Here is a 22,043-nt window from a genome sequence, read left to right on the forward strand (position 1 = left end):
AGATGACCAGACGCATGGGTGAGGACGCGCATGGGTGAGGACGACGTCATCAGCACGGGCGTGACCTGCGCGCGCCCGCAGCCCGTCGGGGTCTTTCCGCTGCCGGCCGGCTTCCTGCTCGTGCCGGGCGGCGAGGCCACGGCCGACCTGCGCCGGACACTGGCGGCCGGGAAGGTGCCGGTGGCCTGGCCGGCGGAGCTGGCCGCGCTGGAGCTCGCCTACCGCGGGGAGGTCGTCGCGGCCCTCGGGCAGCTGCGCGGCGACGACCCGGTCGACCGCTACAACCGCTTCGTGCTGCGACCAGCGGGCGCGGACCCCGAAGACCCGGTGGCACTGCGCCGGGCGCTCGGCGACGAGCTGGGGATCCTGGTGGACGTAGTCCGGTTCGCCCTGGGCGAGCTGGACGAACCTCCGCCGCCCGGCGGGGAGACCGACGAGATCGCGGCGATGGTGTGGTCCGCACACGCCGCCCACGCCATGGCCGCCGGCCGGACGGGCGAGGCAGCGGGGCTGCTGGAGCGGGCCATCGCCGCGGCGCGGGAACCCTCCCCCGGTCTCGCCGCCCAGCTCAGGTCCACCGCGGCGGACCTGCGTCGCGGAGTCGAGGGACCGAGCCCGGCCGTCATCGCAGAGCTGACGGCGGCGCTCGCCGCGCTGGCCGCCACCGACCTCACGGTCGGCCGGGCCGAGTTGCACCTGAGCCTCGGTTCGGCCTACCAGGAGCTGGCCGGGGACGATCCGGCGGGCCTGAAGGTCGCGGTGGAGCACTACCTCTCGGCGCTGCGCCTGGTCCGCATCGACACCGCCCCGGAGCTGTTCGCGGCGGCACAGGTCAACCTCGCCACGGCGTATCTGACCATGCCGATGGCGCAGGCGTCCGACCAGCTGCGGGTCGGCGTGGCTGTGCAGRGCCTGCGGACCGCTCTGTCCGTCTACACCCGCGAGACTCATCCCGAGCGGTGGGCCAGCACCCAGCTCAACCTGGCCAACGCCTTGGTCTACGCGCCGTCCGCACACCGGGAGGACAACCTGCGGGAGGCGGTCGCGCGCTACCAGGAGGTCATCGCCGCCCGCGACCGCGACGCCGACCCCCTCGGCTACGCCCGGGCTCGGGCGAACCRGGGCAACGCCCTGGCCCACCTCGGCCTCTTCGACCCGGCGCAGGCGGTGCTGCACGAGGCACGGGCGATCTTCGAGGAGGTCGGGGACCCCGACGCCGTCCTGGCCGTGCGCGGGGTGCTCGACGAGATCGCCCGCCGACTCACCGCGAAGCCGACGTGACGCCCGGCAGCGGAACACTCGGTGACGCCACTCCGAGCACTCCGACCAGATGGGTGGGGCAGGACGGCCAGGCGGGACGGGGCGGCCAGGCGGGACGGGGCGGCCAGGCGGGACGGGGCGGATGGGCGGGGAGCTGGGAACCGGCGGTGTGGATCGGCGCCCCGGCGCCCGGCGGGCTGGCCCTGCCGTCGGCGCGGCCGTCGGCGTCCCGGCTGTACGCGCCGCGCGGGGTGTGGCTCGGCGACGACCTGCTCGTGGTGGCGGACTCGGGTAACCACCGGGTGCTGATCTGGCATGGTCTGCCGGCCGTCGACGGCGCCCCCGCCGACGTCGTGCTCGGCCAGGCCGACGCGACGAGCGAAGGGCCGGCGGCCGCGGGGCGCGGGCCCGAACGCGGCCTGYACCTGCCGACCGGCGTGCTCGTCACGGATGGCCGGCTCGTGGTCGCCGATGCCTGGCACCACCGGGTGCTGGTCTGGAACGAGGTCCCGACGGTCACCGACACCGCCCCCGACCTCGTGCTCGGGCAGCCGGACGCCGACGCCGTCCGCGAGAACCGGGGCGGCCCGTGCGGACCAGACACCTTCTACTGGCCCTTCGGGGTGGCCGTGGTGGGTGGGCGCTTCTACGTCGCCGACACCGGTAACCGGCGGATCCTGGGCTGGTCGAATGGCCTGCCGTCCTCGCCCGGCCGGCTACCCGACCTGGTGCTGGGGCAGCCCGATCCCACCCGCCGGGACGAGAACCGTGGCGGCGCGGCCGGTCCGGCGAGCTTCCGGTGGCCRCACGACCTCGCCGGCACCGCCGACCGGCTGCTGGTCGCGGACGCCGGCAACCACCGGCTGCTCGGCTGGGCCCCCCATCCCGACGCCGACGGCGACGCCGATCTGGTGCTCGGCCAGCCCGATCTCGCATGCTCCGGGGAGTTCCCCTACGCGCCCGGCCGGGCCGACGTCCTGCGCTTCCCCTACGCCGTCGACAGCGACGGGCACCTGCTGGCCGTCGCGGACACCGCCAACAACCGCGTCCTGCTGTGGGAGGAGCTGCCGCGGCGCAGTTCCACGCCCGCGACCGGTGTGCTCGGCCAGCCGTCGTTCGCCGAGACCGGGGAGAACCGGTGGACCCGCGTCGAGGCCGACACCTTCTGCTGGCCGTACGGCCTCTCGGTGCGCGGCGACCGGCTCGCGGTGGCGGACTCGGGCAACAACCGGGTCATGATCTGGCGGCGGGTATGACCGGAGGGCGGACCGGGCGGACCGGGCGGACCGGGCGCCGGGTCCGGCGCCGGGTCGTGGTGGAGGGCGTCGTCCAGGGCGTCGGTTTCCGGCCCTACGTCCACCGGCTCGCGGGCACCCTCGGGCTCGCGGGATTCGTCGGCAACGACTCGACCTCGGTGTTCGCCGAGGTCGAAGGCGACGAGGTGGCCGTGGCCGAGTTCCTGCGCCGACTCGAACCGCAGGCGCCACCGCTCGCGCGCATCGAGCGCGTCACGGTGACGAGCGTGACCCGGTCGACCGCCGGCGACGCCGGGTTCCGGATCGTGGCCGGCGCGACCGTTCCCGGCGATCGCACCCTGGTACCCGCGGACACCGCGGTGTGCGCCGACTGCCTGCGCGAGATGTTCGACCCGACCGACCGGCGCCACCGCCACCCGTTCATCACCTGCACCAACTGCGGCCCGCGGTACACGATCATCAGCGCGCTGCCGTATGACCGCGCGGCCACGACGATGGCCCGCTTCCCGATGTGCGCGCGGTGCGCGGCGGAGTACGCCGACCCGGCGGACCGCCGTTTCCACGCCGAACCCGTCGCCTGCCCGTCCTGCGGACCGAAGCTGTGGTTCAGCCCCGCGGACGGCACCGGACCGGAGGTCCACGGCACGGACGCCGCGCTGGCGGCGGCCCAGCGGGCACTGGCGGACGGCGCGGTGGTCGCGGTCAAGGGCGTCGGCGGCTACCACCTGGCCTGCTCGGCCGAGAACGACCCGGGCGACACGGCCGGCGACACGGCCCTGGCGCGCCTGCGCGCCCGCAAGGACCGGCCCGACAAGCCGTTCGCGGTGATGGTGCGCGACCTGGCGACGGCCGCCCTGGTGGCCGACCTGTCGTCGGCGGAGGCGGCGCTGCTGGCATCGCCGGCCGCTCCGATCGTGCTCGTCCGCCGCTCGCCCGCGGCGGGGATGTCAGGGATATCGGGGATGTCGCGGCTGGTCGCCCCCGGCACTCCGCTGGTGGGGCTGCTGCTGCCGTACACACCCGTGCACCACCTGCTGTTCGCGCCGGTCCCGGGTGGCGGCCCGCGACCGCCGCGGATGCTGGTGATGACCAGTGGCAACCGTTCGGGCGAGCCCATCTGCTTCGCCGACGACGACGCGCGGGACCGGCTCGCCGGCCTCGCTGATGCGTTCCTCCGGCACGACCGACCGATCCTCCTGCCGTGTGACGACTCGGTGGTGCGCTGCGGCTACGGGGACGACGGAGACGACGGGCAGGTGCTGCCGGTGCGGCGCTCCCGCGGATACGTTCCGCTGCCGGTGGACCTCGGCCGCCCCGTCCGGTCGGTGCTCGCCGTGGGCGGCGAGGGCAAGAGCACGTTCTGCCTCACCACGGACCGTCGCGCGTTCGTGTCCCAGCATCTGGGTGACATGGGCAGCCTGGCGGCGCTCAGGGCCTTCGAGCGCTCCGCCGCGCACCTGACCGATCTGTACGGCGTCGCGCCGGAGACGCTCGCCGCCGACCTCCATCCGGGATACGTCACCCGGGCCTGGGCCGAACGCGCGGCGGCTACGGGGACCGAACAGGCGGCAGCCGGGGACCCGGCGGCGGGGGCGAACCAGACCTCCACCCACGGGTCACGGTCCGCCGGCCGATTGCCGCACCTGGTCCAGCACCACCATGCCCATGTGGCCGCCCTACTCGCCGAGCACGGCAGGCTCGGCGACACCATCCTCGGGGTCGCGTTCGACGGCACCGGCTACGGGCTCGACGGCACGATCTGGGGCGGCGAGGTGCTGCTGGTAGGCCCGGACGTCGCCCGCGCCGAGCGGGTCGCGCACCTGCGTCCGATCGGCCTGCCCGGGGGCGACGCCGCCGTCCGCAATCCGTACCGGGTCGCGCTCGCCCATCTGGCCGCCGCCGACCTGGACTGGACCGCGGACCTGGCGCCGGTGCGGGCCTGCTCCGTGGCGGAGTTGCGCACCCTGCGCACCGCGCTGGACCGGGGCGTGGCCTGCGTGCCCTGCACGAGCATGGGCCGCCTGTTCGACGCGGTGGCGTCACTGCTCGGGGTGCGTCACCGGATCACCTACGAGGCGCAGGCCGCCGTCGAGCTGGAGGCGCTCGCCGCGGCGGAGTTCGGCGGCGCCGGACTCGGCGGCGCCGGACTCGGCGGCGCCGGACTCGGCGGCGCCGGTGCCTGCCGGCTCTCCTTCGGCCTGGCGAACGGCGTCCTCGACCCGGTGGGGGTGCTCGCGGGGATCGTCGCCGGTCTGCGGGCGGGAGTGGCGGTGCCGGTGCTGGCCGGCGCGTTCCATCTGGCGGTCGCGGACGCGGTGGCCGAGGTCGCGGGGCTCGCGCGGCGGCGGTACGGAGTCCGCCTGGTCGGTCTGACCGGCGGGGTGTTCGCCAACGTAGTGCTGACGCGGGCCTGCCGCGCCCGGCTCGCCACTGCCGGGTTCGACGTACTCGTCCATCGGGTGGTGCCGCCGGGCGACGGTGGGCTGGCGCTGGGCCAGGCGGCGGTCGCGGCGCTGAGCCGCCCGACGGAGCCGACCTTCGGCGGGAAGGAAGCCTGAGGCATGTGTCTGGGGATACCGGGCCGGATCATCGAGATCTGGGACGACCGTGGTACGCGGATGGCGATCGTCGATTTCGGCGGCGTCACCAAGACGGTGTGCCTCGCCTACCTGCCCGACGCGACCGTCGGGCAGTACACGATCATCCATGCCGGCTTCGGGCTGATCAGGCTGGACGAGGCCGCGGCGCGGGAGACCCTCGCGATGTTCCGGGACCTGGGGCTGCTCGAGGAGGAGCTGGGATCGCGCGCGGCGGAACCGGGCATGACCGGGCCGGGCCGGTGAGGTACCTGGCGGAGTTCCGCGACCCGGCGTTGGCCCGCCGGCTGCTGGATGCGATCATCGCCACCGCGACCCGGCGCTGGGCGATCATGGAGGTCTGCGGCGGCCAGACCCACTCGATCATCCGCAACGGAATCGATCAGCTCCTCACGGACCAGGTCGAGTTCATCCACGGCCCCGGCTGCCCAGTGTGCGTCACGCCGCTGGAGACGATCGACCGGGCGCTGGCGATCGCCGCCCGCCCCGAGGTGATCTTCTGCTCGTTCGGGGACATGCTGCGGGTCCCCGGCAGCGGCATGGACCTGTTCATGGTCCGGGCGCGTGGCGGGGACGTCCGGGTGGTCTACTCGCCGCTCGACGCGGTCCGCCTCGCCGAGGAGAACCCGGACCGCCAGGTCGTGTTCTTCGGAGTGGGCTTCGAGACCACCGCCCCAGCCAACGCGATGGCCGTGGTGACGGCCCGGCGCCGTGGAATCGACAACTTCTCCGTACTTGTCAGCCACGTGCTGGTGCCGCCGGCGATGACCGCGGTCCTCTCCTCGCCGGCGAACCGGGTGGCGGCGTTCCTGGCAGCCGGCCACGTGTGCACGGTGATGGGCACCTTCCAGTACGAGCCATTGGTGGCGACCTACCGGGTACCGATCGTCGTCACCGGTTTCGAGCCGCTCGACCTGCTCGACGGGGTGCGCCACGCCGTCGAGCAGCTCGRGGCGGGGCGGGCAGAACTCGCGAACGCCTACCCGCGGGCGGTGCGGCCGGCGGGCAACCCGGCGGCCCGGGAAATCCTCGCCGAGGTTTTCACGGTGTGTGACCGGGCCTGGCGGGGAATCGGGACAATCCCGGACTCGGGTTGGCGGCTGTCCGCGGCGTACCGGGACTTCGACGCCGAGGTCCGCTTCGACGTCGAGGGCCTCACGGTGGCCGAACCGGCCGAATGCCGCAGCGGCGAGGTGTTGCAGGGCCTGGTCAAACCGCCGCAGTGCCCGGCGTTCGGAACCTCCTGCACGCCACGCACCCCGCTCGGCGCGACGATGGTCTCGGCGGAGGGGGCATGCGCCGCCTACTTCCAGTTCCGGCGACTGACTCCGGCGGGCAGCCGTGGCTGACCCCGTCGACCCGACCGGTTGGACCTGCCCACTTCCGCTGCGTGACCATCACCAGGTGGTACTGGGGCACGGCGGCGGCGGCGTACTGTCGAGCGAGCTGATCGAGCATCTGTTCCTGCCCGCGTTCGGGACCACCGACACGGCGCGGGCACCGGCGGACTCGGCGGTCCTGGATGTCGCGGGCGCCCGGCTCGCGTTCTCCACCGACTCGTACGTGGTGCGCCCGCTGTTCTTCCCCGGTGGCTCCATCGGCGAGCTCGCGGTCCACGGCACCATCAACGACCTGGCCTGTGCCGGCGCGGTGCCGGTGGCGCTCTCGGCCGGGTTCATCCTCGAGGAGGGCCTGGAGCTCGCGGTCCTGGGCCGGGTGGCGCAGGCGATGGGCCGGGCCGCCGCCGCGGCGGGGGTGCGGCTGGCGACCGGGGACACCAAGGTCGTCGAGCGCGGGCTGGCCGACGGTCTGTACGTGAACACCAGCGGCATCGGGCTCGTCCCGGCCGAGGTGGACATCCGCCCCGAACGGGCGAGACCCGGCGACCGGGYCATCGTCTCCGGTCCCGTCGGCGAGCACGGTGTCGCCGTGCTGAGCGTGCGCGACGGGCTGGAGTTCGGCGGCGAGGTCCGCTCCGACACGACGGCGCTGCACGGGCTGGTCGCGGCGGTGCTGGCGGCCGCCCCGGGGGTCCACGCGCTGCGCGACCCGACCCGAGGCGGCCTCGCGACCGCGCTGTGCGAGATCGCCGCCGCGTCCGGKACGGGCATCGAGTTCGCCGAGCGCGCCGTGCCGGTGCYGCCCGCGGTCGAGGCGGCCTGCGGGTTCCTCGGCCTCGACCCGCTGCACGTGGCGAACGAGGGCAAGCTGGTCGCGTTCGTCGCCGACGCCGACGCCGACGCGGCGCTCGCGGCGATGCGGGCGCATCCGGCGGGGCGTGACGCGGCCGTCATCGGCACGGTCACCGCGGAGCATCCGGGCGTGGTTGTCGGGCGCACCGCGTTCGGGGGAACCCGCATCGTCGACCGGCCGCTCGGCGAGCAGCTCCCCCGCATCTGCTGAGTTCGGCGGCGTGGCCGCGCCCACCTTTCCAACGATCGGCGGGCCAGGGCACGTGGTGCGCCGGGAGGCCGAGGCCTCCCGGCGCTAATGCTTACCGAGAGTAGCTTACATAGACCGGAAGGGTGATTCCCTTGACGGAACCTGATCAATTTAGGTTAGCCTAACCTAATATCAGGCTTCCCCGAGGAGGACGTATGCCCCAGCGAACAGCCTTGCCCGTACTGGCCGTCTCCCTGCTGCTCGGTCTCACCGCCTGCTCCGACGATTCGACGACCGACRCCACGACGGCTTCCCCGGGACACCCGGTAAGCAGCTCGACCACCTTCTCCGTCGCGGTACCGGAGGGCGTGTTCAAGCAGTACACGACGCTCGCCAAGGAGATCCGGTCCGAAGGAGGCGAGGTCCAGAGCGGACCGTGGAAAATCGGCTACATCGTCGAGGCCGCGGAACCCTGGTACGAGGGCAAAGGCGGGCAGCAGATACTCCGCAAGCCCGCCGCCGACGAGACGCACCACATTGAGATCATCCCCGTGGAGGCGGCCACGGGCCGGATCGTGCCGAACGTACCAATCACGCTCGCGGTCATCGACGGCAAGGGCACGGTTGCGGAGGAGAAGACACTCAACTTCTACTACGCCGAATTCTTCCACTACGCGAACAACTTCTCGATCCCGCGGGACGGCAGCTACACGTTGCGCGCAACAATCGGGGTACCGACCTTCTTCCGGCACGGCGAGGAAGGCCACACGCCGGCGTTGGCCAGCGGCACGACTGCCACCTTCACCAACGTCACGCTCAGGCACTAGTCATGCATGATCACGGAGATAAGGTCCCCGAGCGGCTCGTTTCCCTGCCCGCGGACCCGCGGCCTGTCCCGGTCCTGGTCATCGCCCAGCCCTCCCCGCCTGCCAGCGGGGTTCTGCCACGATGGGCCGTTTTCCTCGCCACCGGAACAGCGCTCGTCGTCGGGTGGGCGGCCGCCGTCTGGACCGCCGCCCACCTCACCGCCGACCCGACCCTGCACACCGCCGCCCTGTTCGTGCATCTCGCCGCGCTCGTGGGCGGGTTCGGCGCGGTCCTCGCCATCGACTTCTTCGCCCTGTCATGGCTGTTCGGTCGGCGCAGCTTCCCGGACGTCATCCGGGTGGCCAGCGGCCTGCACGTGATGATCTGGGCTGGTCTGGCGGGGCTCGTGCTCAGCGGCATCCTGCTGCATCCGGACCTGTCCAGGCGACTGACCCAGGTGAAGATCGGACTGGTGCTCCTCATCGCCCTCAACGGCCTGCACATCTGGGCGATCCAGCACCGGCTGGAGCAGTCCGCCACCGTTCCGTCCCGGGCGCTCCTGGCCCGATCGATAATCAGTAACCTGCTCTCCCAGGCCGGATGGTGGGGTGCGATGGTCATCGGCTATCTCGCCAGTCAGGACTGAACCAGAGTCAGGACTAACAGTCAGGACTGACCGGTCGTCGCAGCCGCCGACACCATCTCCGTCGCCGTCGTGGGGCTGCTGCTCGCTGTCGCCGGCACCGCGCGGATGCTGCCCGTTCGTTCCGATCGGCCGTGGGGAAGGGCGACTCGCGGACCGCTGCCCTGCCGCCATTGGTAGGGCACCGGACAGGACTATCGGCCGTGTGGGAGCCGCCCTGGCCATTCGATGATGACCATGAGCGGCGCGACACGAGCGCCGCCGTGCGAGTGGGGATGGGATGGCGACGCTGCCGGTGGGGCACGCGGGACGCGGGGTCGTCGCTGATCTTCTTCTACCCAAGGTGGGTACTATGCGTGAATACTGCAACTGTCAGTCACTGCCGGCGATCGCGACCCTGATCGGGGAACATGACCAGGTCACCGATCTCATCGCCGACACGCACGAGGCATATCGACAGGGTGATGTCGGGGCAATGGTGACACTCTGTGAGCAGATGTCGGCGGTTCTCCAGCCGCATACGGTGGTGGAGGAGAAGGGTCTGTTCCCCGCGATGGCACTCGAGTTCCCCGAACAGATCGCGATCCTGCAGAGCGAGCACCGCCGGATCGAGGCTGTGCTCGCCGGGGCGACCGACGGCACCGCCCGGGTCGATCCCGCTTGGCCGACACGGGTCATCGAGGCGATGAGCCTGCTGCGCAGGCACATCGCGAAGGAACAGGACGGCGTGTTCCACGCCGCCKTCTCGATTCTCAGCAACGAACAATGGAACCGTCTCGGCGAGATCCGCCAGGCGCTGAAGCTCGTAAGCTCCTGAAACCTCGTACGATGACCGACTCCCTCCCCGGAACGGCCGGCTCCAGGCATCGGATCAGCCTTCGGGCATCGGCCGTTGCGGCGGGGTCGGGCCGGGATCGCTCCCGGGCACGCCGGTACGGGACGTGGCGGTACCGAATGTGGCGGTACCGGACGTCGCTGCACCGGACATGGCGATACCAGATATGGCTCTACCGGACGTCGCTGCACCGGACCCGCCGGACGCATCTCCGGTGAACACGAGAAGGCTGAGATCCCGACGGTTGGCGTCCTGCGCCGGGCACCTTCCGGCCGGGCCAGACAGGGGCCGGTACGGCCAGTTCGCATCGACGGTGGCCGGGGCCGGTCGCCCGCCGGGCCCGCGGGCACCCACGTACAGCCGCTCAGGACGAGGACGCGGGACGCCCCGAAGATGGTGGCTCCGCGACAGGTCGTGGCCGGGTTGCTGGAATGGCGGCAGGCGGGCGGGATTCGCGTCCCGCGCGAGCACAGGCGTGTGACATCTCACACTGACTTTCGCCATCATGACCATCGGGCGACCATGTGACAAATCGCATCGAGGTCGTGGACGGTTCCCATCGGCGACCCGGGGCCGCCGCGTAGCGGCGGAGAGGAGTCACATGGTTGCGACGGAAACCTGGTCCATCAGCGAGCTGATCAATACCGTTCGTTACCCTCTCACCGAACCTTCGAGCCACGCCTGGCGGGACGTCGTCTCGTGGGCCCGGGAGGAACTGCGCACTCGCGGATGCTGTGTCCTCCCGGAATTCGTCCGGCCCTCCGCATTCACCGCGGTCGCACAGGAGTGCGCCACCGTCGCTCCGCTCGCGTATGACGAGGTCGAGACGGTCAACGCCTACAACATCGCGGTCGACCCGTCGTTGCCGGCCGATCATCCGGGCCGGTTCACGATGCGGCGGGGGAATGCCTTCGTCGCCCGCGACCAGATTCCCACCGAATTCGCCGTCCACCGCCTCTACACCAGCGAGCTCTTCCAGCATTTCATCGCCGGCTGCTTCGACCTGCCGAGAGTCCACGAACTCGCCGACCCGCTGGCCGGGCTGTGCCTCAACATCATCGCCCCCGGGCTGGAGCACCCCTGGCACTTCGACACGAACGAATTCGCGGTGAGCCTGCTCACGCAGGCGCCGCGGGCCGGGGGCGACTTCGAGTACTGCCCGAACATCAGGTCCGCGCAGGCGGAGAACTTCGCCGACGTGCGGGCCGTGCTGGCGGGCGAGGGCGGCCATCTGGTCCGGCGTCTCGCCCTCCGACCGGGTGATCTCCAGCTTTTCCTGGGCCGCTATTCGATGCACCGGGTGAGCCCGGTCGAGGGCGACACGGCCCGGCATTCCGCAATCTTCGCCTACACCGGGCACCCCGGGGTCGTCGGCAGTGTCGCGCGCACGAAGCAGCTCTTCGGCCGGGTCCTTCCGCGGCACCTGGCGGCGGAGAAGAGCGCGGTCCGCGTCGACCAGCTGCTGGACTAGCTGGACCAGAACTCGGTCGGCGAGCTGCTTCAGCACCGGCCTGTCTGCCCCGACCGCCCGTCACAAGGAGCGCCAGACGCGTGTATTCCGACGACAGCAGATATTCTGCCGAGACCACCGACTCCGACGGAACCACGAATTCCTCCGAGGCCGCGTACCCCACCGGGACGAGGCGGTTCGACGACAGCGGGAAGATCTCGCTCGACCACATCTACAYGCAGCCCGACCCGCACGCCTACTTCAGTACCCTGCGGAAACTCGACTATCGTATCCCGCAGCTCGCCAAACCGTACTTCAGCCAGCTCATCCGGGAATTCCGGATGGTCCGGGGACGACCGCCGACGGTCTTGGACGTGGGCTGCTCCTACGGGATCAACGCCGCGCTGCTCCGCTGTGACGTGACGTTTGACGACCTGCACGAGCGCTACGCACCGCCCGGAACCCGGCCGACCCGGGACGTGCTGCTCGCCCGTGACCGCGAACTCGTCCGGTCCCGCGACGGGCTGGAGACGAGCCGGTTCCTCGGTCTGGACAGCTCGGGGCCGGCCATCTCCTATGCGTCCGCGGCTGGGTTCCTCGATGACGCCGTGCACGCCAACCTGGAGGACCGGGACCCGACCGACGCCGAACGGGAGCGGCTCGTCGGAACGGACATCGTCGTCTCGACGGGCTGCCTCGGGTACGTCACCGAGCGGACCATCGCCCGGGTGGCCCGCGCGGCCGGTGAGCGCAGGCCGTGGATGGCCCACTTCGTGCTGCGGATGTTCCCGTTCGAACCGGTCGAGGCGACGCTCGCGGGGCTCGGGTATGAGACCGTGCACGTCAACGGCGTTTTCCGGCAGCGGCGCTTCGCCTCCGCCGAGGAGCAGTCGCTCGTGCTCGACACGCTGTCCACCGTCGGCGTCGATCCACGGGGGCTGGAGGCCGAGGGCTGGCTGTACGCCCAGCTGCACATCTCTCGGCCGCGCGGGGTGACCAGTCCCTCGACCGCTCATCCCGCCTCCGGCCGGCGACCGGCGGCGACATCCACCCGGCCGGTTCCGCCAGGCTGACGGGCGACCGGTGCCGGCGGCGTCCCCCGCGCGGCCGGTAGGTCGAGGGCGCCCCGGCCATCATGCGAGTCGGATGAACCGTACGAGCCGAATGTCCGATGGAACGCCCGCCACCCGTGGAATCTCGGCGACCATGGACCCAACGCAGCCTGTGGCGTTCACCATGACCGTGTCCCCGAGACGAGTTCCCCGAGACAACCCGAGGCCCAGCATGAATGCGATCAGTAGCTCCCAGCGATCCACCGGAACCTTCGCGAACGACGATCTGCTGCCCCGGGTGCCATTGCCCACGCTGGCGGAGAGCTGCGAACGTTTCCTTGCCTGGTCCGCGCCGCTGCTGACCCCGGCCGAGCAGGCGACGACCGAGGCAGCCGTCGCGGCCTTCCAGGCACCGGGCGGCCCCGGCCCCACCCTGCACGCGGCGCTGGAGCGCTACGACGCCACCGAGGGCGTACACAGCTGGCTGGACGGCTTCTGGGACTCCCGCTACCTCGGCCGGCGCGACCGCATCGCGCTCAACGCGAACTACATCTTCCTGTTCAAGGACGCCGAGGGTCTGTCCGCCGAGCAGCCGCAGGTGGAGCGGGCCGCCGGGCTCGTGGCGGCAGCCGTCGACTACAAGCTGCGCCTCGACGACGAGCGGGTCGAGCCGATCGTCCAGCGCGGCCAGACGCTGTCGATGGCGCAGAACACGTTCCTGTTCTCCACGACCCGGATCCCGGGAACGGTCCAGGACACCGTGCGCACCCCGTACAGCGAGCAGTGGCCCGGGCCGTCCCAGGCCCGCCACATCGTCGTCTTCCACCGGGGAAACATCGTCCGGCTGGACGTCGTCGGGCCGGACGGTCACCCGTACACCCTGGACGACCTCGCGGCGGGCCTGCGCGCCGTGGTGAAGGCCGCCGCGTCGCGGATTCCGGCGGACGCCGCCGTCGGCCAGCTCACCACCAAGGCCCGGGCTGACTGGGCCGCGAGCCGCCAGACGCTGCTCGCTCTGGACCCCGCCAACGCGKCCGCGCTCGACACGATCGAGACCGCGCTGTTCGCCCTGTGCCTGGAAGACTTCACCCCCAAGGACAACCTGGCCGCGTGTGACCACCTGCTCCACGGCGACAGCGCCAACCGGTGGTTCGACAAGGCGGTGTCACTGATCGTTTTCGCCGACGGCCAGGCGGGCATCAACGTCGAGCACTGCGGGCTGGACGGGACGACGATCCTCAGCTTCGTCGACGACCTGCTGGGTACCTCGCCCGCGGAGCACTCGGCGAGCTCTGGCGCCCGGCCCCAGGGGCTACCCGTCATCGAGCCCGTCGAGTTCGTCCTCGACGCCAGCCTGCGGGCGGATGTGGCCGCCGCCGGCGCGTCGTTCGCGGAGTTCGCCGCGGCGACCGCCTCAACGGTGTTGTCCTTCACCGACTTCGGGCAAAACCGGGCCAAGGCACTGAAGACGTCACCGGACRCATTCGTGCAGCTCGCCTACCAGCTGGCGCACAGCCGGGCCAAGGGGCACATCGGCGCCACCTACGAATCGATCGCCACCCGGCACTGGCGGCGYGGCCGCACGGAAGCGATGCGGGTCGTCACCCCGGAGATCCAGCGGTTCGTGACCGTACTCAACGACCCGGACACCGACACCGCCACCCGCCGGACCGCGTTCCGCGCCGCCGCCGACGCGCACGTGCGGCGCGCGAAGGACTGCCAGGCCGGGCGGGCCCCCGAGCAGCACCTGTGGGAGCTGCAGTTCATCGCCCGCAGCCAAGGCGAGCGGCTGGGGGTGACCGAGCCGATCGCGCTCTACGAGGCCCCGGGCTGGCTCAAGGCGCGCGACGACTACCTGAGCACCAGCTCCGCGCCGTCCACCAACGTCGAGTTCTTCGGCTTCGGGTCTACCAGCAGCCAGTGCATCGGCATCGCCTACGTGCTGCTGCCGGACCGGTTCAACCTCTACCTGAGCACGCCGCGTGCGGTCGCGGACGGGATGTACGCGTTCGCCGACCAGCTCCAGCAGGTCGTCACCGAGCTGCAGGACCTGCTCGCCACCGATGAGACGGGCGACGGGCCATTCAAGGCGGGCTATTCCAGGTAATTGATGATGCGGCCCACGCCCCGCTCCTGCCTTGTCCAGGCCTCCGCGAGCGCGGCCACCGGCATCAGGGATGCCCTGATCCGGCCGGCAGCCGGTGTCCCGGAAGCGGATCGGATGGCGCACCCCACCTCACTGGATCCGCCACCGAGTACCGCCCTGCCGGGGGTGACCGACGTAACAAGGGGATCGGGCCGAGGCCCGACTGCTAAACTTACGGACCATCAGCCTGGATGCGGAAGATTGCGGACGTAGGCGAGCGAACCGTCTACGGGGCAGGCACATGCCGGAGAATCGCGATCTCATCGCCCGTTTCATGCCCCCGCGATCCGCTCTGGCCAACCACCGTTGTCGGGTCCGCTCGGACCAGATCCACCCGAGCGGCCCTAGCCGAGCGTTCCGATCCCATCGGGCTACCATCCTGCTAGCACCCTGGCCGACTGGCGCCCTGGTCAGAAGCGACGCGGTGGGCTCGATCGTCGTCCGCCGCGGAAGCGGCGGCGTCGCTCGCCCGGCCGGCACGGGGAGCCGGGGTCGGACCGATGCGGCACGGAGAGGACGGACGGCGGTGGATCAATGAGTTCGGCCACCGACCCCCGGCAAAAGACGATCATCAGGACTCTCCGCGATCCCTCCACCGTCCGAGTACCACCCGGCGGAGGGCCGGGTGGGCTCCGGTGACCGGCCCGGACACATCCGCGCCGGCCACGGCCCAGCAGCACGAGTCACCACGCCCCCGGACGGAACCCGTGCCGGAGGTCACCGCCGCCCTGTCGCCGCGACCGGAACAGTTCGACCGGGAGCGGACCCAGGTCATCCGCGGCCTGCGCGGCCGCCGGATCCCGGCCGTGGAAGCCTTCGGGACGGCACTGGACGGGCCGACCCCSGAGGGGCTACTCCCCCTGTGGGGTCCCGCGACCGGCGAATGGCTCATCCCGCCGATCGGCCGCGGCGAGATCCACCGGGGGCGCGAGGCACCGGCAGTCCCGGATTGTGGGGAACCGGTCGACTACGGGCTGACCATCCTGGACGACGGCGGTCCGGCCGGTGGTCGCCACCATGACGAGCGACCGACCCGGGGTTCCAGCCGCTCGCGGGCCATCTGGACACTCGTCGACCAGGTGCTCTCCAGCGGGACGAACGCCGTGATGTCCTTCGTCATCGCCCACAGCGTCAGCAAGTCCGAGTTCGGGGCCTTCGCCGTCGCCTTCGCGATCTTCTCATTGATGATCGGGTTCTCGAAGGCTGTCGGCACCGCTCCGCTGGGGATGAAGTTCTCCGACGTGCCGCCGCGGGTGTTTCGGGTGGCCGGCGCGGCGGGGACCGGCACCGCCCTCGTGATCGGGCTGGTCTGCGGGGTCGTGACGCTTGCCGTCGGTGCGGCGATGGGCGGCTCGGTCGGCGCCTCGCTGGTCGCGATGGGACTGGTCTTTCCCACGCTGCTGCTCCAGGACGCCTGGCGGCAGGTCTTCTTCGCCGAGGGTCGCCCGGCCGCCGCCGCCGCCAACGACGGGATCTGGGCGATCGTCCAGTTCGCCGCCATCTACGCGCTGATCGTCCGCGACGTCTCCACCTCGTGGGCGATGCTGCTGGCCTGGGGTGGCGCCGCCGCGGTCGCCGCCATGCTGGGCGTCACGCAGGCCGGCTTCAAGCCGGCGCCGAGCCTCGTGCGCCAGTGGGTCGTCGAACACCGCGATGTCAACGGGTACATGAGCGCCGAGTACCTCACCGTCCAAGGCGCCCAGCAGGCATCCACTCTGCTGCTCGGTACGCTGGGCGCGATCGACCTGGTCGGCGCGCTGCGCGGGGTGCAGACTCTGCTCGGACCGACGACCATTCTCGCGGTCGGGATCGTGAGCTGGGCCATCCCCGAGTTCTCCCGCCGCAAGGACCTCTCGGCCGCAGCCCGGGTCCGCGCCGCCTACGCCCTGTCCGCGGTGATCGTCGCGGCCGGCGCCGCCTGGGGGACGATCTTTCTCGTCCTGCCGACGAGCATCGGGCACTCGCTGCTCGGCCAGACCTGGGAGCAGACCCACGACCTGCTGGCGCTGTCCATCGTGCAGCAGGCGGGCCCCGCGGCGACGGTCGGGCCGGCCTGCATGCTCTACGCGCTCGGCAAGGCCAAGCTCACCTTCCGCGCGAATGCGGTGCTCGCCCCCCAGCTTGTCGTCTATCCGATCGTCGGTCTGGAGATCGGCGGCGGCACCGGCGCGGTCTGCGGTTACATACTTGCCTTCTGGGTGACCGTCCCCATCTGGTTCATCCTCGTCCGCCGGGCCGCACGGGAGGTGGAACGGGACACGGCGATCGCCCTTTCCGGCGAGCCGGCCGGACCGGCCGTACAGGGCCGAGTTMCGGAGCACCCGACCGGGACCGGCAATGATCAATGATAATGATGTTTCACAGTAACGTACGAGCTGTGTGCAATATGTTCGGCCGACCGCGTCGAGGCGGTGTCCGAGGCGTCGAGGCCACCACGATGAGCGCTGCCGGGCCAGGGCCGGTAGGGGGGTTGCGATGATTCTGCGTATTCTTTATCGGTCGGTCGGTTCGGAGAACACGAAGAACCGACCGACCTTCTACAGCAAGATGCTTGCGTTGGCCTCTCTCCTCCGGGCCGTCGAGAACGTCGACATCCCGGTACGGATCGTCTTCGTCAATGACGGCCCTATGCCGGCGGAGCGTCTTGCCGTGATGACGTCCGCCGGCGAGGTGCAGTCGGTGCAGTGCGGCAGCAATCGCGCGTCCTACCGGTACGTGCTGCGGATGCCGCGGGTCCGGCGCTGGTCGCCGGACGATCTGGTCTGGCTCGCCGAAGATGACTATTTGTACACGGAAAAATCGCTTTCCAGTCTCGTCGCGGCAGCGACCGCGCTCCCCGCGGTCGATTACTTCACCCTTTACAGCACGCTGCGATTCTCCTCAACCACCACCCGCCGCCGGCCAATGATCCACCGGGACGGCGGCAGCCACTCCCACGCGCCGGTGGTCGACGGCGTGACCTGGGCCAGGGCCGCCACCACGACCAGCACGTTCGGTCTGCGGGTCGGCACCCTGCTCGAGGACGAACTGCTGCTGCGCTCGATCCCGTTCGTCGGCGGCGCCTTCGACCGCGCGACCTGTCTCACTCTGCAGGGTTTCCAGCCCTTCCGGCTGGCCGAGCTGAGCGGGGAACCGCCTGCGTTCGCCCCGCCACCCCCCGCCGCGCGGATCGCTCGTCGGGTGGTGCTGAGCGGGCTGCGCACGACACTCAACGCCGTCGCCTTGGCGCGGCCCGAACGGCTGCGCCGCACGATGCTGGTGCCGGAGCCCTCCATGGCCACGCACATGGAGCTGGGTGAGGCGCTCGTTCCCGGTCACGACTGGGCGGTCGAGGCCGAGGCCGTGCAGGCCTGGCTACAGGCTCGGCGGCCCGGCCCGGTGGAGACGCCGCTGCTCGGCGCCATTGCCACGGCTTCGGGTACGCAGCGATCCTCCACCATGCACGGACCCTCCACCATGCACAGACCCTCCGTCGCGTGAGACCGCGACCGGCACCGCGAGGGTGGGGGTCTGCCGGCCGCCGCACCGTCCGCGCCGCCCGGACGAGGAACAGACGTGCCGCCCATCCGCTCCCGCTGCCGCTGCTCCTCCTGCTGGTCATCGGCCTGGTCGCCGGCGGGCTCAGCTCCTGCTCGAACAAACCCAAGCCGCCCCAGCCCGGCGGCGTGCGCTGGGTCTCCGGCGCCAACGGCAACTACCCTGCGGACGTCAACCTCTGGTCGGTCTTCACCGGCCGCAAGGTGGACCTGGCCGTCGTCTTCACGGATCGGCAGGACTGGACCAACCTGGTCTCGGCCGGCTGGCCGACGCAGGCCTTCACCCGGGACAAGTTCCCCGGCGGCCTGTCGGTCGCCCAGCCGATGTTTCCCAAAGACGGCGACGAGGCCACCTGCGCGACTGGCGCCTACGACAACTACTGGCGGCAGTTCGGCACCACGCTGACGACGTTCGGCCGCGGCGACGCCTTCGTCCGGCTCGGCTGGGAGTTCAACGGTGACTGGTTCTGGTGGTATCCACGCGACGTCGAGACCTGGAAGACCTGCTACCGCCGCACGGTCCTGGCGATCCGGTCGACCGCGCCGCATGTGCGGATCGACTGGAACATGACCGCGCACCGGGATCACCTGCCGGTAAGCGGTCAGGACATCTGGGATGYCTATCCCGGTGACGACTACGTCGACGTGGTCAGCATCGACTCCTACGACTCCTACCCCGCGTCCGTCAGTAAGACGATCTGGGACCGGCAATGTCATCTGCGGTCCGGTCTGTGCACGGTGATCGCCTTCGCCCGCGCCCACGGCAAGAAGTTCGCCGTTCCGGAGTGGGGTCTGGTGCGCACGACCGGCGGCGGTGGCGACAACCCCTACTACATCCAGAAGATGTACGAGACCTTCACCGCGAACGCCGACGCCCTGGCCTACGAGGCGTACTTCAACAACGCCGAGGAGGGGAACGTGGAGTCCTCGCTGTACAGGCCGGTACTGAACCCGAACGCGGCGGAACGCTATCTGGCGCTGTTCGGCGACCGCTGACCGCGCTCGCCTACTCCTGCCGCGAAGCCGGCGGGCACCGTCGGCTTCGGCGTGCCCGGCCGGCGATAGCGGCAGGCCGGGCACGGGAGAACCATCAGGCCAGGGTGGCCTCGAGGTCCTTGCGGATCTCCTCGGGGGTGACAGTCGGCTCGTACCGGCGGACCACTTTTCCGTCCGGGTCGACAAGGAACTTGGTGAAGTTCCACTTGATCTCGTCGGTGCCGATCGCTTCCGGCCGGGTCTTCTTGATGTGCTCGTAGAGGAAACCGGCATCGGGCCCGAAGTCACCGGGCGCCTCGGAACGCAGGTGGGTGTACAGCGGGGCCGCGTCGGGTCCGTTCACCTCGATCTTCCCCAGGACCGGGAAGGTGACGTCGAACTTCGTGGCGCAGAACTCCTGGATCTCGGCATCGGTGCCCGGCTCCTGCCCGCCGAACTGGTTACACGGGAAGCCGAGGATCTCCAGGCCGCGGCCGTGCAGATCCCGGTACAGGGACTCCAGCCCCTCGTACTGCGGCGTCAGAYCGCATTTGCTGGCAACGTTGACAATCAGCAACGTCTGGCCGGCGTAGTCGCCGAGCGAGCGGGAGGTTCCGTCCGCGGCATCGACGGTGAAGTCATGGACAGTCATGGACACCTGACTCTCGATGAGGGCGAGCTGGGACTTCGCGGCCGGTCTCCGGCCGCCGAGCGACTTCGACGCTATCCCCCAGAAGTTTTTATGTCATCGAGTTGGTTGCATAACCCGTCAGYGAGGCGAACCGGTGCCTCACGACCGGGATCGACACCGGGATGGCTGGCGCCCCCCGGTCGGGACCGGTCAGGGCCGACCTGGGTGTCTGCGATGCTCATGGGATCCGGAACGGATACTCACGGGTCCCGCGACGGCCCCCAAGACGACGAACAGGAACGTCAGAGATGACCATCGAACCCGAACTGTTGAAGATCCTCGCCTGCCCGGTCGACAAGGGACCGCTGGAGCTCGTCGACGGCTGGCTGGTCAACCCGCGTCTCGGCCATCGCTACGAGATCCGCGACGACGTTCCGATCCTGCTCAGGCCGGATCACGTCGACCCGGCCGTGGCACGCTCCTCGTCCTGATCCGGCCCAGGACCTCCCTCTGCCCGGGCTGAGCTTCTACCCGGGACTGGGCTTCCGCCGGGTCTGGGACGGGCAGGGGAAAGGATCGGAAATCGGTCGGGGCCCGGGGAGAAGATCCCCGGGCCCCGACCGTCGGTGACGGGAGTCGGCTACTCCCGACCGAACTGCTCACGCAGCCGACGCAGCGCCTCTTCATCGATCGCCGAGGAAGGCTGCTCGGACTGGGAGGTGTAGGAGGAGGGGGCCGCCGCGGCGGCATCGGCCTCCTGCGCGGCCCGGATCTGGACCTGGTGCGCCTCGAAGCGGGCCTGGGCCTCGGCGTACTGCCGCTCCCATTCCGCCTGCTGCTCCTCGTAACCTTCGAGCCATTCCCCGGTCTCGGGGTCGAAGCCTTCGGGGTAGACGTAGTTACCMTGCTCGTCGTACTTGRCTTCCATGCYGTACTGGCTCGGGTCGAACGCCTCGCCGTCGACAGCCAGCCCTGTCGCCTCGTTCGCCTGCTTGAGCGACAGGCTGATGCGGCGGCGGTCGAGGTCGATGTCGATGACCTTCACCAGGATCTCGTCACCGACGTTCACGACCTGCTCGGGGATCTCCACGTGCCGCTCGGCCAGYTCGGAGATGTGGACCAGACCCTCGATGCCCTCGTCCACCCGGACGAACGCACCGAACGGCACCAGCTTCGTGACCCGGYCTGGAACGACCTGACCGATCGCGTGGGTCCGGGCGAACTGACGCCACGGGTCCTCCTGCGTCGCCTTCAGCGACAGCGAGACCCGCTCGCGGTCCAAGTCGACATCGAGGACCTCGACGGTAACCTCCTGGCCGACCTCGACCACCTCGGACGGGTGGTCGATGTGCTTCCAGGACAGCTCGGAGACGTGCACGAGGCCGTCCACACCACCGAGGTCCACGAAGGCGCCGAAGTTGACGATGGAGCTGACCACGCCCTTGCGGATCTGGCCCTTGGCCAGCTGGGCGAGGAACTCGGAACGGACTTCGCTCTGGGTCTGTTCGAGCCAGGCCCGCCGCGAGAGCACAACGTTGTTGCGGTTCTTGTCCAGCTCGATAATCTTGGCTTCGAGCTCGCGGCCCACGTAGGGCTGCAGATCGCGGACCCGGCGCATCTCCACAAGCGAAGCCGGCAGGAAGCCACGCAGGCCGATGTCGAGGATGAGACCACCCTTGACGACCTCGATCACGGTGCCGGTGACGACACCGTCCTCGTCCTTGAGCTTCTCGATCGTGCCCCAGGCGCGCTCGTACTGCGCACGCTTCTTGGACAGGATCAGGCGGCCTTCCTTGTCCTCCTTCTGGAGGACAAGGGCCTCGACGTGGTCGCCCACACTGACGACCTCGTGCGGGTCGACGTCGTGCTTGATCGACAGTTCCCGGGACGGGATCACGCCCTCGGTCTTGTAGCCGATGTCGAGCAGCACCTCGTCGCGGTCGACCTTGACGATGATGCCGTCAACGATGTCGCCATCGTTGAAGAACTTGATCGTCTTGTCGACGGCCGCAAGGAAGTCTTCGGCCGAGCCGATGTCGTTGACCGCTACCTGTGGTGTGGTCGGGCTGGGCGAGATGGTCACGGTCTCCACGGGTCGTACGTCGGTGGTGCTCGTCAAGGGGTCGGCTCCGGCTAGGGGTGGTCGTCCGCGCGAGGGCCGGATCGAACCGCCGGGACCGAGGGACAGAAACAACGCCAAAAACGAAGAAACTGTCAGAAACGATAACGACGCTCGAGTGGATCCGCTCGGTCTGAGACCCACAGACCCTCGTGCACGCCCCCAAGTCTAGGGACGGGTGTCCAGGGTGGTCAACGGGCGCCCGTACCAAGACGTGCGCCGTCCGCCATCACTCTCACTCTGCGCAGACACATGACGTCCATATGTAGTTTTTGGTGGCGGCGTGGCACCGCGGTAGGCGGGACAACGCCGTCCCACGGATCGTCGCGGCACACGGGTGGGAACGTGTGCGGA

The 22,043-nt window shown here is 70.4% G+C and carries 18 protein-coding genes; 16 read left to right on the forward strand and 2 right to left on the reverse strand.

Annotated features, from left to right (window positions below):
• Positions 1 to 30 precede the first annotated feature (30 nt).
• The 15 genes from CcI156_RS18080 (at position 31) to CcI156_RS18150 (ending at position 18,960) form a co-directional block, all read left to right on the forward strand.
• Entirely contained in the window at positions 31 to 1,281 is a 1,251-nt protein-coding gene (locus tag CcI156_RS18080) for a hypothetical protein (RefSeq protein WP_076807038.1), read from the forward strand.
• A 146-nt stretch (positions 1,282 to 1,427) separates the two neighbouring features.
• Entirely contained in the window at positions 1,428 to 2,516 is a 1,089-nt protein-coding gene (locus tag CcI156_RS18085) for an NHL repeat-containing protein (protein ID WP_076807066.1), read from the forward strand.
• Positions 2,513 to 5,074, forward strand: a complete 2,562-nt coding sequence (gene hypF, locus CcI156_RS18090) for a carbamoyltransferase HypF (RefSeq protein WP_023841589.1) — start codon at positions 2,513 to 2,515, stop codon at positions 5,072 to 5,074. Before CcI156_RS18085 ends, hypF begins: the two co-directional genes overlap by 4 nt.
• Before the next feature lie 3 nt (positions 5,075 to 5,077).
• Positions 5,078 to 5,359, forward strand: coding sequence for a HypC/HybG/HupF family hydrogenase formation chaperone (locus tag CcI156_RS18095; protein ID WP_011435521.1), 282 nt, complete (start codon positions 5,078 to 5,080; stop codon positions 5,357 to 5,359).
• Positions 5,356 to 6,462 carry a hydrogenase formation protein HypD gene (gene hypD, locus CcI156_RS18100; protein WP_076807040.1) on the forward strand — a complete coding sequence of 369 codons (1,107 nt, stop codon included), beginning with the start codon at positions 5,356 to 5,358 and terminating at the stop codon, positions 6,460 to 6,462. The genes CcI156_RS18095 and hypD overlap by 4 nt, the downstream gene beginning before the upstream one ends.
• Positions 6,455 to 7,516, forward strand: coding sequence for a hydrogenase expression/formation protein HypE (gene hypE / locus CcI156_RS18105; RefSeq protein WP_076807042.1), 1,062 nt, complete (start codon positions 6,455 to 6,457; stop codon positions 7,514 to 7,516). Before hypD ends, hypE begins: the two co-directional genes overlap by 8 nt.
• Positions 7,517 to 7,710: 194 nt before the next feature.
• Positions 7,711 to 8,322, forward strand: a complete 612-nt coding sequence (locus CcI156_RS18110; RefSeq protein WP_076807044.1) for a hypothetical protein — start codon at positions 7,711 to 7,713, stop codon at positions 8,320 to 8,322.
• Between the two features lie 2 nt (positions 8,323 to 8,324).
• Entirely contained in the window at positions 8,325 to 8,948 is a 624-nt protein-coding gene (locus CcI156_RS18115) for a hypothetical protein (RefSeq protein WP_011435517.1), read from the forward strand.
• Between the two features lie 277 nt (positions 8,949 to 9,225).
• Positions 9,226 to 9,762 carry a hemerythrin domain-containing protein gene (locus CcI156_RS18120; RefSeq protein ID WP_254847501.1) on the forward strand — a complete coding sequence of 179 codons (537 nt, stop codon included), beginning with the start codon at positions 9,226 to 9,228 and terminating at the stop codon, positions 9,760 to 9,762.
• A 619-nt stretch (positions 9,763 to 10,381) separates the two neighbouring features.
• Positions 10,382 to 11,251: a hypothetical protein gene (locus CcI156_RS18125; protein ID WP_011435515.1), complete on the forward strand. Its 870-nt coding sequence runs from the start codon at positions 10,382 to 10,384 to the stop codon at positions 11,249 to 11,251.
• An 80-nt stretch (positions 11,252 to 11,331) separates the two neighbouring features.
• Positions 11,332 to 12,303 carry a methyltransferase type 12 gene (locus CcI156_RS18130; RefSeq protein ID WP_076807048.1) on the forward strand — a complete coding sequence of 324 codons (972 nt, stop codon included), beginning with the start codon at positions 11,332 to 11,334 and terminating at the stop codon, positions 12,301 to 12,303.
• A gap of 211 nt (positions 12,304 to 12,514) precedes the next feature.
• The gene (locus CcI156_RS18135; protein WP_076807049.1) at positions 12,515 to 14,389 is read left to right on the forward strand and encodes a choline/carnitine O-acyltransferase; all 1,875 of its coding nucleotides are present in this window, start codon (positions 12,515 to 12,517) and stop codon (positions 14,387 to 14,389) included.
• Between the two features lie 746 nt (positions 14,390 to 15,135).
• Positions 15,136 to 16,776, forward strand: a complete 1,641-nt coding sequence (locus tag CcI156_RS18140; RefSeq protein WP_175637617.1) for a hypothetical protein — start codon at positions 15,136 to 15,138, stop codon at positions 16,774 to 16,776.
• Between the two features lie 127 nt (positions 16,777 to 16,903).
• Entirely contained in the window at positions 16,904 to 17,908 is a 1,005-nt protein-coding gene (locus CcI156_RS18145) for a hypothetical protein (protein ID WP_011435511.1), read from the forward strand.
• Positions 17,905 to 18,960 carry a glycoside hydrolase family 26 protein gene (locus tag CcI156_RS18150; protein WP_076807051.1) on the forward strand — a complete coding sequence of 352 codons (1,056 nt, stop codon included), beginning with the start codon at positions 17,905 to 17,907 and terminating at the stop codon, positions 18,958 to 18,960. The genes CcI156_RS18145 and CcI156_RS18150 overlap by 4 nt, the downstream gene beginning before the upstream one ends.
• 94 nt (positions 18,961 to 19,054) lie before the next feature.
• Here CcI156_RS18150 and CcI156_RS18155 read toward each other — a convergent pair whose 3' ends face one another.
• Positions 19,055 to 19,591: a glutathione peroxidase gene (locus tag CcI156_RS18155; protein WP_076807053.1), complete on the reverse strand. Its 537-nt coding sequence runs from the start codon at positions 19,589 to 19,591 to the stop codon at positions 19,055 to 19,057.
• 287 nt (positions 19,592 to 19,878) lie between these two features.
• Between CcI156_RS18155 and CcI156_RS18160 the strand changes: the two genes are divergently transcribed.
• On the forward strand, positions 19,879 to 20,061 hold the full coding sequence (locus CcI156_RS18160) for a Trm112 family protein (protein ID WP_011435508.1): 183 nt from the start codon (positions 19,879 to 19,881) through the stop codon (positions 20,059 to 20,061).
• Positions 20,062 to 20,210: 149 nt separating this feature from the next.
• Here CcI156_RS18160 and rpsA read toward each other — a convergent pair whose 3' ends face one another.
• Positions 20,211 to 21,689 carry a 30S ribosomal protein S1 gene (gene rpsA / locus CcI156_RS18165; RefSeq protein ID WP_076807056.1) on the reverse strand — a complete coding sequence of 493 codons (1,479 nt, stop codon included), beginning with the start codon at positions 21,687 to 21,689 and terminating at the stop codon, positions 20,211 to 20,213.
• Positions 21,690 to 22,043: the final 354 nt, after the last annotated feature.

Origin of the sequence: Frankia sp. CcI156, from assembly GCF_001983015.1 — a bacterium.
Classification (GTDB): Bacteria; Actinomycetota; Actinomycetes; order Frankiales; family Frankiaceae; genus Frankia; species Frankia casuarinae.